Source organism: Streptomyces sp. NPDC055749, assembly GCF_053617235.1.
In genome coordinates this window covers 94,044-111,230 of the sequence record NZ_JBSHFH010000006.1, presented here as the reverse complement: position 1 = coordinate 111,230, position 17,187 = coordinate 94,044, and the positions used below count along the sequence as shown (strand labels likewise).

The window sequence follows — 17,187 nt, the reverse complement described above, 5'->3', positions numbered from 1 at the left end:
GACTGGGCCGGCCCGTCGGCGGCCCTGTCCGCCAGCCTTGCCGCAGCGTCACTCCGTTGCCACCAGAGCTACTCCGAACGGACCATGGAGAGGCGGCCGGGCTCCCCAAAGCCCGACCGCCTCTCCATCATGTGTCAGGCCGGATCAGCACCGGCCCGCAGGGCGGTCCCGCTTCACGAGGTTCGTGTAGCCGGTCGTGCCGTCCAGCCACAGGACCCGCTGTCCCTCGTCGGCCGCGCCGAACACCTGGTCACCGCGGTTGCAGGACAGACGCTGTGCGCCTCCCTTGCCGTCGGGGGAGACCTGGAACAGCTTCGGCAGTGTGTCGTTGGCCCACGTCGTGGCCGGGGGCAGCGTAGTGACGGTGATCGCGTCGTTCGAGGCGGTCATCGAGTAGGCGTAGAGGGAGCCGTCTCCCGCCTCCGGCGTGACGGTGACCGCGTTCGCGCCGTCGAAGTCCGCGCGTCGCACCGCGGCCTGGCCGGTGTCGTTGCCGTCGGTGTCCTCGATCCAGAAGACACCGTCGTCGGTGATCGCGGTCTGGCCGACGCCGAGCGCGGTGTTCTTGTCCATCGGCATCAGGGTCTTGGTGCCCTTGACCGTGTCGAGGACCTCGACGCCGAGCTTGGGGCCATCGGCCTCGTACCACAGCTTGGCGTAGGCGATCTTCCCGTCCTTGACGGAAGGCAGGGCCGTGGAGATGTGCGGTCGGCCCGGGTCGACCAGGCTCTTTACGCCGGTCTTCATGTTGATGTAGCCGACGTGCTGGACCCCGGTGGAGGGGTCGGTCACGGTGTAGACCGCGAGGTCACCGTCGACCGCGAGGCCCGAGGTGTTGCCGCCGGGACCACCGATGGTCTTCGCCACGCCGCCGCTGACGGGGCGTGCCTTGAACACGATGGACGAGCCGAACTCGGTCCACACGACGGTCTTGCCGTCCGTGTCCGGGTACACGTTGTAGTTGCCGTTGTTGGCGCTCATCAGCTGGGGCGTGCCCGCGCCGGACGTGTTGCCCAGCCACACCGAGTACGGCTCGCTGCCCTCCTCGTTGGAGTTGGAGACGGCGTACTTGCCGCCGCCCGCACCGACGCCGGTTCCCGCGATGTTGACCTTGGTCTGGAGGGTGTCGGTGTCGACGCCGAGCGCCTTCTCCCAACCCGGCACGATGCCGTGCGCGTCGAACGACTTCTTCACCGTGGTCAGCTGGGCCCTGGTGACACCCAGCTCCTGCGCGGCGGCGATCACGGCGGCGCGGCCCTCGGTGAAGCCGTCCAGAGGCGTGATGTACGCGGACAGGGCACGGTAGACGATCTTGTCGGCGAGCTCACTGCCGAGGTCCTGGCGCATGTCCCACAGCGCGCCCGAGAAGATCGTGGAGTTGAGGTGCACACCGCCGTTGTCACCGCGGTAGGTGGTGCCGATGAAGTTCTTCGATGTGGTGGCGCCGTCGTTGAGGTCGCGCAGGGCGCACTCGCGCGGGCCGAGCGTGGTGCACAGGTCCTCGCCGAGCAGCCCGGCGTCCGGGTCGTCCATCGACTGGTTGTTGGCCTCCAGGTCGATGGCGTTGCCGAAGTAGTCGGCGATGGCCTCGTTCATGGCGCCGGACTGGCCTGCGTAGACCAGGTTCGCGGTGTGCTCGATGACGCCGTGGGTCATTTCGTGGCCGACGACGTCGGTGTCCGCGGAGAACGTGCGGTAGTCGCCGCCGTCCTGGCCATACACCATCTTGGCGCCGTCCCAGAAGGCGTTGTTGTACGGCTGCCCGTTGGCGACCACGCCGACCAGGGAGTAGATGTAACCGTCCTTGCCGTCGATGCCGGCCCTGTCGAAGTGGCTCTTGTAGTAGTCGTAGACCTGGCCGGCCGCCCAGTGGGCATCCACCGCACCGGAGTTGGTGTACTCCTCGCCGAGGTCGGGCGAGGCCGGGCGGAACGTCTTGATTCCGGTTGGCCACCTGCCGGACGCCGAGGCGACCTCGCGGCCGCGGGCGTCATACGTCGTCAGCATGGGGCCGTCGTACGGGGAGTCGGCGGCCCGACGGCCGTAGTCGATCGTCTGGAGTTCGCCGTAGATGTCCTTGTACAGGTTGAGCTCGACCTTCTTGCCGTCGTAGCGAGTGCCGGAGCCCTTCACGACGAGCTGGTCGGCGGCCGCCGTCGACGCCTCCGGATCCGCGCCCGTCTCGCCGGTGCCGCCTGCGGCGGTTCCCGTCGCGCCGAACGTCTTGATGTCGCTGTACTGGAGGACCGGGAAGCCGGAGTACGCGTCGATGTACACCTGCTGCTTCACCGGCTGCCCGTCGGCCGGGCTGATACCGGTGACGGTGATCTGCCGGGTCAGTACGCCGGTGCCCTGCGGCAGGATCGCTACGCCTTCGACCGTGCCGGCGAGCTTCTGCTCACCCGGCTTCTCGCTCTTGGCCGGGGCGCGCAGCAGCCCGCCGCCCAACTGCGAGGAGACGGCACCGATCGCACGCTCGATCGCGGTCTCCTCGGAGATCTCCGGCGTCACCGTGCCGAGCTTCAACTGGGTGAAGTAGCTGCCGGACGTGCCGGTGACGGTGCGCTTGCCGTCCTTCTTGGTCATCCGGACCAGGTACTGGCCACCCAGGACCTCGACACCCTTGTACTTCTGCTGGAGGCGGACCGTCTCCTTGCCGCCCTTCTCGGTCGTCGTCCCGGCCGAGGCCAGGTCCTTCGCCGAGGTCTCCGCGATGTGGTAGCGGCCCTTCTTGGCCTTGAGGTGGCCGCGGGCGGCGTCGGCCGCGGTGCCGGTGGCGGCGGCCTCCTCGTTCAGTCCGGTGACGAGCGACGGAGTCTCGGTCTTCGCACCCGGCGTCACCTCGGACGCGGTGGACGCGGCGGCGGTGTCCGCCTGGGCGGCCGGTATCGCCGTCACCAACAGGCCCGCGGCGGCCAGCACTGCCGCAATGCCCTGGCCGACGATCACGCTGCCGGATCCCTGTCCTGCTCTGGCTGATCTCTTGCGTGCTGAACTCCGCACGGTGCCCCTCCGGTGCCATTGCTGCATGAACGGATATCGGACGCCGACATGCAAGTACCGGAACAGGGGTGTGAACAATGAGTTCCGGGTGGGCACTTGTGGACGTCCACACTTGTGTGGCCTGCATTGACAGGTGAGAATTCAGCCAGTGGGGCTGACTGGGTGGGATACGCAATGGCAGGCGCTCGGGCTCGGAGCGGACGAACTCCGGGTGTACGAAGCGCTGCTCGACGTACCCGGCCTCCCCTCCCGAACCGCCCTCGCCCAGTCCTTGGGGCTGACCGTCCGCCGGGTCACGAGCGCGCTCGACCACCTGGCCGAGCACAACTTCACCCACCCGGCCCGAGACGCGGCAAAGCTGCCCCTTGCCGTGGCCCCGTCCACCGCGCTGCGTAATCTGATTCACCTTCGACAGGCTGAACTTCTGCACAAATCAGCGGAGTTGGAGGAGTTGACCGGCTCCGTCGACCGGATCGCCGCCCAGCTGCTGAGTTCCGTGAACACCCCCCGCGCCACCGGCATCGAGACGGTCCGGGGCGGGGCGGCGATCGCCGCGCGGGTGGCCTCGCTGCTGGTGGCGGCGAGCGAGGAGGTGGCACTTCTGGACCGGCCGCCGTACGCGGCCAGCCAGGCGGACGGGATGCCCGCGCCCCTCGACGTGGCCGAACCGGTCCGGCGCGGGGTACGGGTGCGAGTCGCTGTGGACCGTGAGGGGCTGAGCTATCAGGGGCGGGCCCGGGGCCTGGGCGATCTGGCCGTGCAGGGTGTGCAGATACGCGTGGGAACGGATCTGCCGACGAAACTGATCACGGTGGACCGGCGGGTGACACTGCTGCCGCCGACCGACGCGGCGGACCCGACGGCCTCGGCCCTGGTGGTGAGCGACTCGCTCCTGAGCAACGCGCTGGTGCCACTGTTCGAGTCGGTCTGGGAGCGGGCCGTCCCCATCGGTTCCGTCACACACGACCGGATCACGGACGAGGACCGGGAACTGCTGACCATGCTCGCCTCCGGCCTGAAGGACGAGGCGATGGCCCGGCGCCTCGACATCCACGTACACACGGTCCGCCGCCGCATCACCCGCCTCATGCAGGCCCTGAACGCGGAGACCCGGTTCCAGGCCGGGGTGCAGGCGGCGCTGCGGGGCTGGCTGACCGTGTGAGGGCGCCCGGTCCAGGAGCGTCCCCAGGGCGTCGGCCTGGCGTCTCGGTGTAGTTCTTGGTGCCGTTCAGCACCAGGACGTCCGGAAGAATGTCGTACGTGTCGCACGCCTGGTCCCCGGTCACTTCACCGTCGGTGGCCTCCCGGGCGGACGGGGTCGCACAGTTGTTGACGGTGACCCTGTCCGTGGGCCTCAGCGGCGTACCGTCCGAGCGCTTGGTGTCGCGCAGTTCCGGGTTCACCTCGACGGTTCCGCCGGTCGCGTCGTAAACGGGAGCGGATCGCCGTCGCTGTTGGTGAAGACCACCTCGAACCCGACCACGTCGCCCGCGTCGGCCCCTGGGGGGAGCGGGAGTTCGCCGGGTGCCGAGATGGCCGCGCCGGTGCGTGTGCTATGGACACGGTGACGTCGTTGTCGTCCTCGGCCGCTCCGTCCGACTCCGTATTCCACCGATTTGATCACTGACCGTAGGTGCGAAGGCAAGAGCTGCGAGCATGACGGCGCACCAGTTCAGCCAGGTCTTGTAGCGGTGGACCCACTCCGCGACGGAGCCTGCCGGCATGTCGGCCGCTCCGCATGCGGCACCGATTCCCTGCGCCCCGCTGCCCGCACACCACCCACTGCTCGGCTGCCGGACCAGGGCAGAGGCGCCGACGGTGCCCGTGACCGGTCACGCCGTAGGGGCAGGGCATGAGTCGCTGACAGTGCCCTGCCCTGGACCTCCCGACCGGCATTCGGAACGCCGGAAGAGCGGGTAAGTCGCCCGTTCGAGCCACCTCGCCGATAATAAGTCTTATGTCCCAGAATACCGAGAAGAAGGCGCATCGACCGTCGACCGTGACGGTCAAGGGGCGGAACATGCGGCTGCGCACCATCGGGTTCGTGGCTCTGGCCGGCCTGGCTGTCTGGTTCATCGCGGTGAACACCGGGTCGGTCACCATCAGACTGTGGATTCCGAGAGTAACGCTCCCACTCTGGATCGTTCTCGCCGTAACCCTCCTCGTGGGCATCTGCCTCGGCCTGATCATCGCCCGCCGCCGGGCACAGCGATGAAAGAGCGGCGGGATCCCCGGCAGACCTGCTCCTGGCAAGACCGCGGGCGGCCCGCCCGACCGAAAACGCGTTGATCGTCCAGTACGCGAGGGGATAGAGCGGCAGGAGCAGACAGGTGCAGGACCTGCTCCAGGTGGGCCACGCTTGACCGAGGTGTGAGGAGCCGGCGTACGGGAACGGCCCCCGGCGGAGCTGGTGCTCCGGCGGGGCCGTTCTGATGTGGCGCAAAGGGTCGCCTACGGCTGGGAGTTGAGCCAGCTCAGCTTGTGGGCGTAGAGCACGCGCTGGCAGATGTGGGCGCTGACGGGGCCGGTGTAGCACCCCTCCGGCTTGCCGTCCTCAGCCAGCTCCGCGTTCACGGCTCCCTCCCAGTGCTCGGAGACCGACCAGAGACGGCCTGCGCCGCGATCGATGTAGAGGTCTTCGGCGCCCGTGGCGGTCTGGATCGGGGCCTTGCCGTCGGCGCTCAGCTGACCTTCGATCCACTTGTAGCGCCACAGGTTGCCCGGCTCGTCCGTCCCCCGGCTCTCGTTGACGTAGAGCGTGTCGTCGTACGCTGACGCACCCTGGGCCCCGCCCGTCGCCAGAGGCAGGTAATTGGCCCAGCCCTCGGCGTTGACGTTACTGGTACGGCCTTCGAGAGCGGCGATCGGATAGGAGGCGACCCGACCGGTCGAGGGGTACGTCGTGGAACCGCCCGGGCGGCAGTACTCGCCCATGATCAGCCGGTCCGGGACCGTGCTGCGGTCAAGGGAGAGGTACGAGGCCTTCGGACGGCCCGTGGTGGCGCACTTGAACTTGTCCGCATCGCCGGTGGGGTTGTTCTGGGCGGCTTGGAACTTCCAGGCAGCCACCTGCGGCATGACATAGCGGTAGCCGTAGCTGTACCAGACGTTGTTGTGACGGCCGACCTTCGTCTTGTCCTCGACGTTGGAGGTCGTCGTCACATCGCCGGCCCCGTCCTTGCCCATCGTGTCGCCGGCCTTGCTGTCGCCGTCGAGTGCACCCCGTCGAAGGAGATGTGGTCCGCGCTGTTGATGTAGGACCAGCCCAGCAGGACGTGCCGGTACTTGACCTCGGGGCTGCCCGTGGCCGGGTTCGTCCGGCTCTGGACGAAGGTGATGCGCACCCCTTCTGGTTGCAGGAGTCGCGGAGCGCCGCCTCATCGGGGTTGCAGTCGCCGTACTCGTTGTGGTTGGTGTCCCTACCCGGGTCATGGTTGTCGTACGACGCGAAGAGCTGGATGTTCGCGGCGGCTCCGTAGAGCTCGTCGTTCGCGGCGTCCGAGACGCCGGTCATGGCCTGAGGGGTCCACTCGCGCTGGCGTTCATGACGCCCGGCGCCAGGGTGAAGTCGCGGTCGCCAGCCTGATACGACGTATGCGACTTCGGGACATGCCGGGGGTTGCCTCCGTTACGGGTGCGACTCATGAGCGTCACGAGTCGACCGGAGACTTCCAGAATTCCCACACGAAACGCAAGAACAATCTGCCAACCACTGCCTGCGGGAAGGTAATTGGGATTCATCTACCAGTTGCGCCCGGCACCTTATGGGGGTGCGCACTTGCCTTCACCATGACTTGGTCACAATTCACGCACACATGGGATTCCATTCCATCCCGAAATAAGGCTCGTTGCGCCCACATGTGCGTAAGTACCTGAATAGGAAGCCGTATGTGAGTCGTCGCGCGTGGGGTGTAACAGGTAACGCATGCGGAACGCAGAAGAAGGAAGAAGCGGGGCGACGAGCCGGGTTGAGTTTCGAACCCAGAGAGCGCGCCGACATCGCACTACGTTGATCGGATTTCCTGTGAGCAACATCGACCCGGTTCCCGGATACCAGACGTACGACCAGCCCCCGCCGCCGGACCGCCCCGTGCGTCACCGGACCGCCACGCGGCGCACCGCCCTCACCATCTGCACGATCGCCGACATCGCGGCAGGTCTGCTCGGCCTGTGGATCCTGTTGTTCCTGCTCGACGCGAACCAGGCGAATGTGTTCGTCGAGTTCGTGCGGGGAACGGCGGACTGGCTGGCCTGGTGGGCGCAGGACATTTTCACGATGGACACCGAGGGGCTGCGGGTCACCCTCAATTATGGCCTTCCGGCTGCCATGTACTTGCTGATCGGCCATGGGATCGCTGCCCGGCTCAACCGAGCCTGACAGCGGACCGGTCTTTACCGATCGCCACGAACCACTGTCGCCGGCGCCTTCCTTGCCGATAGCCATGCAGGGAAGTAACGGCGACTGAAGGGTCGACTGTGACACGCACTTCCACCGAAAACGATCACCTGCCGATCTATGAGGACCTGGTACGCGAATGTGGTGACGTCGTCGCCGCAGCTCGGCTGGCGGCTGATCACGTGCAGCATCAGGCAGCTGAACTGCTGACCGGACGGGACGCGGCCCAGCAAGCCCATCGCTGGGACGGCAACATGAGAGCCGCCGCGGGTGGTCATCCGCAGTGGCGTGGGTCGCCGTCGTAGGCCACCGTGTCGGCCGGCCTGTGTCCGGTCGGCGGGAATTCGCTGGGCTCATAACCCAGAGGTCGCAGGTTCAAATCCTGTCCCCGCTACGAGAAGTGAAGGGGCCCGGCACCAGCCGGGCCCCTTCACGCGTCCCAACACTCAGACGGGCACTGGATCGTGGAACCCCCGCGCCCGGGCAGCTCCCGGCCGGCACCGCAGGAGACGCCCCAGGACCAGCCACCCACCACGCAGCGCACCATGCCGATGCAGCGCCTTGACGGCGTACGTGGAACAGCTCGGCGTGTACGGACAGCACGCGGGCAACACCGGGCTGACCTTCGCCCGGTAGCGCCGGACGCCCTCATGCAGCGCGCCCGCCGCCCGGCCACGCGGACGGGGCGCCGCCGGATCATCACCAGCACGGCTTGACGGCCCGGCTGCCCGAGGCAGCACAACTAGGAGGAAGGAGATGAGCCACATGTCCGGGCAGCAGGTGCGACTCCAGAAACAACTGTCGGCGCACGCGTCGCCGCAGTTCTCCTTTCGGCTGGCGTCCCTGGCGCCTCTGCCGCTTCTGCCGTTCTTGCGCCGCGTTGCCATCCGACCTGGCCCCTCCACTCCGAATTTTCCATGATCTTACGAAACGCCTCACCGGCCGGGTCAACTTGCCATGCCCGGCCCGGGAGTCGACCCGGAGGGCGGGCCGTGCATGACCGTCGCCGCCAGGTTCCTGTGTCAGTGCCCCGGAATAGTGTCTGAGCTTTGACGGCCCGTGGACGCCGGGTCGCTCGGGACGAGGGGTGGGCCATGAGTTTCCATATGCATCTGCGCGCTGTCGAGCACTCCGAGATCAGGCACGACCACGCCTGGCTCGAGGAGTTCATGGGCGCCGCGTGGGACTGGGACGTCCATCGGGCGGAGCACGACGCGGGAATCGCGGAGTCCATCGAGAAGGACTTCGGTTCTGTTCACGAACTCTATGAAGCGGCCAGTCGTCTCCCCGAGGGGCGGGACGGTACCTGGGAGCTGCCCGTCTTCGGCGGCGACATCGTCCACTACAGCCCCGCGGACGAGAAGCCGCCGTTCGTCTGCCTCGCACCGGATGCGACGCGACGGGCGTCGGCCTTTCTCGCGGACGTCTCGTTCGATGCCCTCTGGGCATCAGCCGATCCCCGGTTCCGGGAGGCGTTCGGCCCGGGGTGGGCGGAGGGAGACGTCAAGCGCATCTACGACGACCACCACACCGCCCTGCGTGCCTTCTACCACCGCACCTCGACCGGAGGAAAGGCAGTCGTCAAAGCGTTCTGGTACTGAGAGGGGTCCCGGCCGATCCCGGCTGCGGGCAGCACGCCGACCGACGGCACGGGTGGTGCGACCGTGGCGCAGTCGCTGCCGTCGGTGGTGTGCTGGGTCCTACGTGATCGACGATCTACCAGTAGTGCTTTCGTCCAGCTATTGCGTGCCCCATCGATCCGAGGATCCACAGGACGACTCCGATCACCACGAGCACGATGCCGATCGTCCACAGAATGCCGATGCCGGCCACGAGCCCGATGACGAGAAGAATGACTCCGAGCAGGATCATGACCCACTCCCTTCTCGTGCAGCTTTCATCCAGTTTGGCCCCGGCGCGCCGCAGCGGCAACTGTCTGTGAGCTCAGAAGGGCGGCGCCACGCATGTTTCAAAAGCGGCATACCGGAAATGCCGTCCATGTGCGCAATTCGGGCCGAGTCCCGAATGCAGCCGCACACCGCAAACCGCACACCGCATATGGCATACGGCACCGGCCGAGGAGGAACAGGCAGGACATGGGAAGGCACGCAGAGCTCATCCGAGCCAAGGTCATGAGGGCGAAGGGCGCGATACTGAAGGCGGACGGAGCCGCCCTCGGGGACGAACGCCTGAAGGCGGAGGGGCGGCGTTACGAAGCCGCCGGCCGCACAGCGGAAGCGGAAGCGAGGGCCCGCCGCACGTCCGGCCCCTGAGGTGGCCCCTGAAGCGGAGACGGATCAGCGGCCGACGGCCTTGAGGAGCTGGTCCTTGTTCATCGTTGAACGGCCCTCGATGTTCTTCTTCCTGGCCTCTGCGTACAGCTGGTCCCTGGTGGGCCCCTGGGCGCCGCTGTGCGAGCGCTCGCCGCCCCGCTGCGAGGCGGACTTCGGGTCGTGGGTCGACGTCCTGCTCGCGGTCTTCGCCTCGCCCGCGCGTGCCCGCTCCTTGTTCACCGTGCGCGCGGCGATCTCCTTCGCGCGCTTCTCGGGCTCGCCGCGCTTCTCGGCGCTCTCCTTGACGTGCTCGTACTGGCGCTCACGTTTGCGGCTGGATCCTGCAGGCATCACGTACTCCTCGTCGGGAATCGGTTCACCACCAGTCGACGTCGGAAACCCGCCCTCCGCGACACGGGCGCGTCCACCTGGCACGTGGACGGTGAACGAAGGCGGCGGTCACGGATCGGGTACGTAGACCGTGAACCACTCTCCGTCGCGAGGTCGGTACCCGTACGTGTCCAGCAGGCCGTAGACCACCGCGGGCATGTGCGCCGCACCGTAGACCACGGCCACGGTGATCGGTTCCTGCCACCGTTCGTCGTGTATCCGCGCCAGCGCGGTGAGCAGCTGCGCGTCACGCCGGTCGAGCAGCGCGTGTTCCAGCTCGTTGTCCGCCAGCATCTCCGCGCGGGCCGTGGAGGGCAGGTCCTCGACGGTCAGATCCGGGTCCAGGAAGGCGCGCGGTCCCCGCAGCGCGAAGACCAGGCCCATGACCGGGGCCCAGGCAAGCAGCGACCAGTACATCCAGCGTGGCAGCTTGCGTAGCTCGTCCATGGCTTCGACCGCGCTCACGTCCGGGGACAGCACCGGCACCCCAGGAGGCAGTACGTTCGCCGAAGTCTGCTCCACCAGTCCGTTGCGGCGCCTCCGGGGCGCGAACCGGTAGGCGAGCAGCAGCATGGACGCCCGCCGCGACTTCCCCTTGATTCCCTCCAGCACGATCAGATCGCACTCGGCGAGCCGCCTCTTCACACGGGCGTAGAACGCCGGGGAAGCGACGTGGACCATCGGGAAGAGCATGAAGGTCAGGGGCGTGTCCTTGCGCCGCATCATGATCACGGCCGAGCGCACCGCGTAGCCGGACACGTCGATGAGCTGCATGAGTCCCCACCCCCACCCCGTCCCTGGGGCCTGTCGCAGGCGGCCGAGGCCGCACCCCACTGTCGGGCCGCCGCAGGAACCGGTCAAGACCTGAAAGGCCCGGCATTCCGGCCATGCCCGGTGAAGGGCGGCCGGGCCGGAGGGCAGAATCAGGCGCAACAGCAGGCGGCCGACCGAGACGTAGGAGATCAGATGGTGCACGAACGGGCCGGACAGCCGGCACAGCCAGGAGATCTGGTGGACGTGGCACGGCTGGTGACGGCCTATTACGCCGTCCACCCCGACCCGGCGGAGCCCGGCCAACGCGTCGCCTTCGGCACCTCGGGGCACCGCGGCAGCGCTCTCACGGCCGGTTTCAACGAGGACCACATCGCCGCGACCACCCAGGCGTTCTGCGACTACCGGGCGCGCCAGGGCACCGACGGACCGCTGTTCCTCGGTGCCGACACCCATGCGCTGTCCGAACCCGCCCGGGTGACCGCCCTGGAGGTCCTGGCCGCCAACGGCGCCACGGTCCTGATCGACTCGGACGACGGCTACACCCCGACGCCGGCCGTCTCGCACGCCATCCTGACGTACAACCGGAACCGCACGGTCGGCCTCGCCGACGGCATCGTGGTGACCCCTTCGCACAACCCCCCGGGCGACGGCGGCTTCAAGTACAACCCGCCGCACGGCGGCCCGGCCGGCTCGGACGCCACGTCGTGGATCCAGGACCGGGCCAACACCCTCATCGAGGGCGGGCTGAAGGAGGTCCGCCGCGTTCCGTACGCCCGGGCGCTGGCCGCCGACACGACGGGCCGTCACGACTTCCTTTCCGCTTACGTGGACGACCTGCCGTCCGTCCTCGACCTGGACGCCGTCCGCGATGCCGGAATCCGCATCGGCGCCGACCCGCTCGGCGGTGCATCCGTCGCCTACTGGGGGCGCATCGCCGAACGCCACCGCATCGACCTCACGGTGGTCAACCCGCTCGCCGACCCCACCTGGCGCTTCATGACGCTGGACTGGGACGGGAAGATCCGTATGGACTGCTCCTCCCCGTACGCCATGGCCTCGCTGATCGCGCAGCGCGACGCGTACACCATCGCCACCGGGAACGACGCCGACGCCGACCGGCACGGCATCGTCACCCCCGACGGCGGGCTGATGAATCCGAACCACTATCTCGCCGTCGCCATCCGCTATCTGTACTCCCACCGCGAGGGCTGGCCGGCCGGTACGGGCATCGGCAAGACCCTGGTCTCCTCCTCCATGATCGACCGGGTCGCCGCCGACCTCGGCCGTCCGCTGACGGAGGTGCCGGTGGGATTCAAGTGGTTCGTCGACGGGCTCTTCGACGGCAGTCTTGGCTTCGGCGGCGAGGAGTCGGCCGGCGCTTCGTTCCTGCGCCGCGACGGCCGCGTGTGGACCACGGACAAGGACGGCATCCTGCTCGCCCTGCTGGCCTCCGAGATCACCGCCGTCACGGGTTCCACGCCCTCCCAGCACTACGGTGAGCTCACCGCACGCTTCGGCGATCCCGCGTACGCCCGCGTCGACGCTCCCGCGACCCGTGAGGAGAAGGCGGTCCTGGCCCGGCTCTCCCCGGAGCAGGTCACGGCTGACACGCTGGCCGGTGAACCCATCACGGCCGTCCTCACCGAGGCTCCCGGCAACGGCGCGGCCATCGGCGGCCTCAAGGTCTGCACCGACAGCGCCTGGTTCGCCGCCCGGCCCTCCGGCACGGAGGACGTCTACAAGGTGTACGCGGAGAGCTTCCAGGGACCTGACCACCTGGCGGAAGTCCAGGACGAGGCCCGGGCGCTGGTCTCCGCAGCGCTGAACGCCGCGGGGTGATCCCGCGCGCCGCGGCGCCGCAGGGTGCCGCGGCGCGTCCGCGACCGGAACCGACCGGAACCCTCCGTGCCCGGCGTTCAGGCGCCGGGCACGGTCTGGTGCACCTGCCGGAGAAAGGCCGCGTTGTCCGGGGTGCTGCGGATCTTGGCCAGCAGCGCTTCCAGGGTGGTCTGCCCGTCCCTGGACCGCAGCGCGCGCCGCAGCCCCCGTACCGCCGCCAACTCCGGTGCGGGCAGCAGCAGTTCCTCGCGCCGCGTGCCGGACGGGGCGATGTCGACGGCCGGGAAGATCCGCTTCTCCGCGAGCGAGCGGTCCAGCCGCAATTCCATGTTGCCGGTGCTCTTGAGCTCTTCGAAGAAGTAGTCGTCGGCCCGGGAGCCGGTTTCCACGAGCGCGGTCGCCAGGATGGTCAGCGAGCCGCCCTCCTCGGCCAGGCGCGCCGCACCGAAGACCTGCTTGGGGCCGGTGAGCGCCGCCGCGTCGACGCCGCCGCTCAGGGTCCGGCCGCCCGCACCCGCCGCGTTGTTGTGGGCCCGGCAGAGCCTGGTGAGGGAGTCGAGGAGGATCACCACGTCCCGGCCCTGCTCGACGAGGCGCTTCGCGCGTTCCACGGCCAGTTCGGCGAGGGCGATGTGCTCCTTCGCGGGCCGGTCGAAGGTGGAGGCGTACACCTCGCCCCGTACCGACCGGCGCATGTCTGTGACCTCCTCCGGGCGTTCGTCGAGGAGCACCACCATCAGATGGCATTCCGGGTGGTTCGTGGCCACGGCTGCGGCGAGTTGCTGGAGGAGCACCGTCTTGCCGGTACGGGGCGGCGCGACGATCAGTCCGCGCTGCCCCTTTCCGATCGGCGCCATCAGATCGACGAGGCGCATCGCGGGCCCGCCCGTCGGGGTCTCCAGACGGAGCCGCTCCCGTGGGTGCAGAGGGGTGAGGTCACGGAAGTGCGGCCGGGCCCGAAGGGCCTGCGGCGCAAGGCCGTTGACGCGGTCGACCCGGCTGAGGGCGCGGGGCTTGTCGCAGGCGCCCTCGACCAGATCGCCTCGGCGCAGGCCGTGCCGGCGGATCAGGGAGGACGACACCTGGATGTCGCCGGGGGAGGGGTGGCCGCCGTCGGTGCGCAGTACGCCGTGTCCGTTCTGCGCGGTGTCGAGGACACCGGCGGTACGCACGGGCTCGTCCTGCTTGGCAACGGGGCGTTCGAGTGTGCTGGTCATGGGAAGTCCTTTCGCGGACATGGCGATATGGGGGTCCGGCGAACGGCGGAGGCGGTGGAATCACGCCCCGTACACGGGAATGAGAACCCGGGGCCGGACAGAAGGCCGAACGGAGAGAAAAGAGAAGCTTGATCGCCGGTCGTGAAAGGACGGGCGCAACAGCGAGTGGAACGAGAAACGAGAACAGCACCGGCGCCCGGAAAGGAGGGGCGTACACACGTGCCATTTGCACTGTAGCACGGCCCATTGTAGGCGACGGGTGAAGAACGAAACTGCCTAGAGCGTCCCGTCACCGGTGCGGGCCCACACGTCCTGCACGGGCCGGTAGTCGACGACGAAGATGCCTTCCTCGTCGAGGAGTTCGCGGGCCCGGGGAGACGTCAGGAACTCGTAGTCGGTCAGCCGCACCCGCCAGCCGTCGGGGTCGATGGCCCGGGACTCGGCGTCGCCGAGACCGGGATGGACGGCCCACTCGCTGAGCCCGGGCGGCAGCGCGCGCAACAGTCCGGCATAGCGGTCCGGCTTGTCGTCGAGGCCCAGCGAGAAACTGTCCAGGAAATCGTGGTCCGTGACCGGCAGCCCCTGGAGCCGGACTTTCGGGCGTCCCGGTTCGCCCCAGACGCGTACCGCGAGACCGTACTCCCGGGCCAGCGCCACGGTCAGGTCGAGGATGTCCTCGCGTCCGCCGTCCGCGAGGCAGTGCCAGTCCAGGTGCGTCGGCGCCAGACCGGCGCCGATGACGGCGTCGATCTGTGCGCGGAACTCCAGCTCCACCTCCGCCGGGCGGGCCCTGGCGAGGAGGCCGGGAATACCGGCCGGGGTGTACAGCTCCCCGTTCGCGTCCAGCAGCGAGGGGACCTTCTCCCTGGCGGTGAGGGGACCCCAGCGGTAGTGCGTCGTGTCGCACACGAGCGTGAGATGGATCCCGAACGGGATGTGCGGCCGTTGGCCGAGCAGATGCATCGCGTGCAGCGCCCACGGGCACGGAACCATGAGACTGCACGAGGAAGCGATGCCCTGCTCGATGGAGTCGACGACCGCCGCGTTGACCGAGTGATACATCCCGAAGTCGTCGCAGTTGACGAGGAGAACGCGGGCATCGGGGGGGAAGCCGAGCAGTTCGTGCGCGCCTGCGGACATGGCCCCACTATGGCCGACCCGCCCGCCGGGGTCTCCTGAATTACGCGCCCGGCCTTCCCCTCCCGTGTCTCAGTCGGCCTCCGGTGATTCGAGCAGCTCGCGGACCTCCTCGGCGCTGGTCTCCCGGAGCTCTTCCCCGAGCAGCAGCCAGCGCGTGATGCCGACCGAATCGAGGAACGTCAGATCGTGACTGGCGATCAGAAGCGCTCCCTCGTAGGAGCCGAGCGCGCTCGTCAGCTGCCGGACGCTGGCCAGGTCCAGGTTGTTGGTCGGCTCGTCCAGCATCAGCAGTTGCGGGGCCGGCGCTGCGAGCATCGTGGCGGCAAGAGCGGCGCGGAAGCGTTCGCCGCCCGACAGCGTGGCCGCCTGCTGCTCCGCGCGAGCCCCCTTGAACAGGAAGCGGGCGAGCTGCGCCCGGATGTGGTTGTCGGTGACGCCGGGAGCCATGCGGGCCACGTTCGCGGCGACGCTCAGCTCCTCGTCCAGGACGTCCAGCCGCTGCGGGAGGAACCGCAGGGGTACGTACGCCCTGGCCTCCCCGGACAGCGGGGCGAGCTCCCCGGCGAGGATGCGCAGGAGCGTGGTCTTGCCCGAGCCGTTGCGGCCGACCAGGGCGACGCGTTCGGGGCCCTGCACACGCATCGTGGCCTCGCGCAGCCTGCCGTACCCGGGGCGCAGCTGGTCCAGGGCCAGTACGGTGCGTCCCGCGGGCACGGCGGTGTGCGGAAGGCTCACACGGATCTCGGCGTCGTCACGGATCGCGTCCGCGGCCTCCTCACGCCGCTCACGCGCCTCCACGAGCCGGTCCTCGTGTACGCCGCGGAGTTTGTCCGCCGACTCCTGCGCGGACCGCTTCTTCTCGCCCGCGACGATGCGCGGAGCTCTGCGCTGGGCGTCCATCTTCTTGCTGTGCCGCTCGCGGCGGGCCACCTTGATCCGCGACTCCTCCAGTTCGCGCTTCTGCCGACGCACATCGGCATCGGCGGCCCGCAGCAGCCGCCCGGCCGCCTCCTGCTGGGTGGCCAGAGTCTCTTCGTACAGGGACCAGCCGCCCCCGTACCAGCTCACCGAACCCGATCGCAGCTCGGCGATCCGGTCCACCCGCTCCAGCAGTTCACGGTCGTGGCTGACCACGACCAGCACTCCGGAGCGCCAGGAGCCGACGGCGTCGTACAGACGGCGGCGCGCGAACACGTCGAGATTGTTGGTCGGCTCGTCGAGGAGCAGGACCTCGGGACGCTCCAGCAGCAGGGCGGCCAGGCGCAGCAGCACGGTCTCCCCGCCCGACAGCTCGCCCACGGTGCGGTCGAGGCCGACCTCGCAGAGTCCGAGCGAGCCCAGGGTCGCCAGGGCCCGCTCCTCGACGTCCCAGTCGTCACCGACCGTCTCGAAGTGCGCCTCGTCGACGTCTCCGGCCTCGATGGCGCGCAGAGCGGCGCGCCGCTCTGCGACGCCCAGGGCCTGGTCCACGCGCAGTGACGTGTCGAGCGTGATGTTCTGCGGGAGGTAGGCGACGTTTCCGGTGACGCTCACCGATCCCTGGGAGGGACGCAGCCGGCCGGCCAGCAGCCGCAGCAGGGTGGATTTACCGGAGCCGTTCGCACCGACCAGACCGGTGCTGCCCCGGCCGATGGTGAGGGAGAGCCCGTCGAAGACCGCTGTGCCGTCCGGCCAGCGGAACGACAGGGCTGAGGACGTCACGGAGGCGCTGGGCGCGATGGGATGGGTCATGAGGATTCTCGCAGTCGCAAACGCAGGGATGGGGGCGTCGTATGCGAGCACCACGCGGCGACCGAACCGGGAAAGGACGGGGGTGTGGGCCTCCGGAGAACGAGAGGACGGCCCATGCACCGAGGTCGCATCCGCGCAGGGTCACGGGCGGCATGAAGCCGGCTACAGCGTGACGGGCGTACGGCGACTGCCGTACGGCGCGATGATCGCGAACCTCAGATGCGCAACGTCCACCTCTATCGGAGACAACAGGACGAAAAAACTGTACCTGATGCCCCCAGGCAGGTGCACTGCGATTTACGAGCGGTGGTGGGGCGCCCGGGGGGGCCGCCCCCCCCCCCCCGTCGGGCGGGCCCCCCCGGGAAGCCCCCCGGGTCAGGGCGGCGGCGGTCGGGGGCCGCCAAACGCCCCCCCCGAACCCCAG

Annotated in this window: 16 protein-coding genes and 2 pseudogenes; 7 read left to right on the top strand and 11 right to left on the bottom strand. The window is 68.9% G+C overall.

Going from position 1 to position 17,187, the window contains the following annotated elements:
* Positions 1-144: 144 nt before the first annotated feature.
* Positions 145-3,030, bottom strand: coding sequence for a M4 family metallopeptidase (locus tag ACWGO0_RS06630; RefSeq protein WP_453529004.1), 2,886 nt, complete (start codon positions 3,028-3,030; stop codon positions 145-147).
* A gap of 121 nt (positions 3,031-3,151) precedes the next feature.
* Here ACWGO0_RS06630 and ACWGO0_RS06625 point away from each other — a divergent pair, with 121 nt between their 5' ends.
* On the top strand, positions 3,152-4,165 hold the full coding sequence (locus ACWGO0_RS06625; protein WP_453529001.1) for a LuxR family transcriptional regulator: 1,014 nt from the start codon (positions 3,152-3,154) through the stop codon (positions 4,163-4,165).
* 795 nt (positions 4,166-4,960) lie between these two features.
* Complete coding sequence (locus ACWGO0_RS06620) at positions 4,961-5,218, top strand: LapA family protein (protein WP_453528998.1); 258 nt, start codon at positions 4,961-4,963, stop codon at positions 5,216-5,218.
* Between the two features lie 236 nt (positions 5,219-5,454).
* On the opposite strand, the gene ACWGO0_RS06615 is transcribed toward ACWGO0_RS06620, so the two are convergent.
* Both ACWGO0_RS06615 and ACWGO0_RS06610 read right to left on the bottom strand, forming a co-directional pair.
* Entirely contained in the window at positions 5,455-6,165 is a 711-nt protein-coding gene (locus ACWGO0_RS06615; RefSeq protein ID WP_453528995.1) for a hypothetical protein, read from the bottom strand.
* On the bottom strand, positions 6,162-6,347 hold the full coding sequence (locus ACWGO0_RS06610; RefSeq protein ID WP_453528992.1) for a hypothetical protein: 186 nt from the start codon (positions 6,345-6,347) through the stop codon (positions 6,162-6,164). Before ACWGO0_RS06610 ends, ACWGO0_RS06615 begins: the two co-directional genes overlap by 4 nt.
* 680 nt (positions 6,348-7,027) lie before the next feature.
* Here ACWGO0_RS06610 and ACWGO0_RS06605 point away from each other — a divergent pair.
* Positions 7,028-7,381 carry a hypothetical protein gene (locus ACWGO0_RS06605; protein WP_453528989.1) on the top strand — a complete coding sequence of 118 codons (354 nt, stop codon included), beginning with the start codon at positions 7,028-7,030 and terminating at the stop codon, positions 7,379-7,381.
* A gap of 98 nt (positions 7,382-7,479) precedes the next feature.
* Positions 7,480-7,704: a hypothetical protein gene (locus tag ACWGO0_RS06600; RefSeq protein WP_453528986.1), complete on the top strand. Its 225-nt coding sequence runs from the start codon at positions 7,480-7,482 to the stop codon at positions 7,702-7,704.
* A 141-nt stretch (positions 7,705-7,845) separates the two neighbouring features.
* Here the strand turns inward: ACWGO0_RS06600 and yidD are convergent, their stop codons facing one another.
* A complete protein-coding gene (gene yidD / locus ACWGO0_RS06595) occupies positions 7,846-8,166 on the bottom strand; it encodes a membrane protein insertion efficiency factor YidD (protein ID WP_453528983.1) in 321 nt (106 codons plus the stop codon).
* 327 nt (positions 8,167-8,493) lie between these two features.
* Between yidD and ACWGO0_RS06590 the strand changes: the two genes are divergently transcribed.
* The gene (locus ACWGO0_RS06590; protein ID WP_453528980.1) at positions 8,494-9,000 is read left to right on the top strand and encodes a DUF1877 family protein; all 507 of its coding nucleotides are present in this window, start codon (positions 8,494-8,496) and stop codon (positions 8,998-9,000) included.
* A 115-nt stretch (positions 9,001-9,115) separates the two neighbouring features.
* On the opposite strand, the gene ACWGO0_RS06585 is transcribed toward ACWGO0_RS06590, so the two are convergent.
* The gene (locus tag ACWGO0_RS06585; RefSeq protein WP_453528978.1) at positions 9,116-9,271 is read right to left on the bottom strand and encodes a DUF6131 family protein; all 156 of its coding nucleotides are present in this window, start codon (positions 9,269-9,271) and stop codon (positions 9,116-9,118) included.
* Positions 9,272-9,495: 224 nt separating this feature from the next.
* Between ACWGO0_RS06585 and ACWGO0_RS06580 the strand changes: the two genes are divergently transcribed.
* Positions 9,496-9,672, top strand: a complete 177-nt coding sequence (locus tag ACWGO0_RS06580; protein WP_453528975.1) for a hypothetical protein — start codon at positions 9,496-9,498, stop codon at positions 9,670-9,672.
* Between the two features lie 24 nt (positions 9,673-9,696).
* On the opposite strand, the gene ACWGO0_RS06575 is transcribed toward ACWGO0_RS06580, so the two are convergent.
* A complete protein-coding gene (locus tag ACWGO0_RS06575; RefSeq protein ID WP_453528972.1) occupies positions 9,697-10,023 on the bottom strand; it encodes a plasmid stabilization protein in 327 nt (108 codons plus the stop codon).
* A 108-nt stretch (positions 10,024-10,131) separates the two neighbouring features.
* Positions 10,132-10,836 (bottom strand): hypothetical protein, encoded by a 705-nt coding sequence (locus ACWGO0_RS06570; protein ID WP_453528969.1) that lies wholly within the window; start codon positions 10,834-10,836, stop codon positions 10,132-10,134.
* 192 nt (positions 10,837-11,028) lie between these two features.
* Between ACWGO0_RS06570 and pgm the strand changes: the two genes are divergently transcribed.
* Positions 11,029-12,675, top strand: coding sequence for a phosphoglucomutase (alpha-D-glucose-1,6-bisphosphate-dependent) (pgm, locus tag ACWGO0_RS06565; protein WP_453528966.1), 1,647 nt, complete (start codon positions 11,029-11,031; stop codon positions 12,673-12,675).
* Between the two features lie 77 nt (positions 12,676-12,752).
* Here pgm and rho read toward each other — a convergent pair whose 3' ends face one another.
* The 4 genes and pseudogenes from rho to ACWGO0_RS06545 form a co-directional block, all read right to left on the bottom strand.
* Complete coding sequence (rho, locus tag ACWGO0_RS06560; RefSeq protein WP_453528963.1) at positions 12,753-13,892, bottom strand: transcription termination factor Rho; 1,140 nt, start codon at positions 13,890-13,892, stop codon at positions 12,753-12,755.
* Between the two features lie 276 nt (positions 13,893-14,168).
* A complete protein-coding gene (locus ACWGO0_RS06555) occupies positions 14,169-15,032 on the bottom strand; it encodes a polysaccharide deacetylase family protein (RefSeq protein WP_453528960.1) in 864 nt (287 codons plus the stop codon).
* 254 nt (positions 15,033-15,286) lie between these two features.
* A pseudogene (locus ACWGO0_RS06550) lies at positions 15,287-15,674 on the bottom strand (ATP-binding cassette domain-containing protein); the annotation flags it as partial.
* 477 nt (positions 15,675-16,151) lie between these two features.
* A pseudogene (locus ACWGO0_RS06545) lies at positions 16,152-16,763 on the bottom strand (ATP-binding cassette domain-containing protein); the annotation flags it as partial.
* Positions 16,764-17,187: the final 424 nt, after the last annotated feature.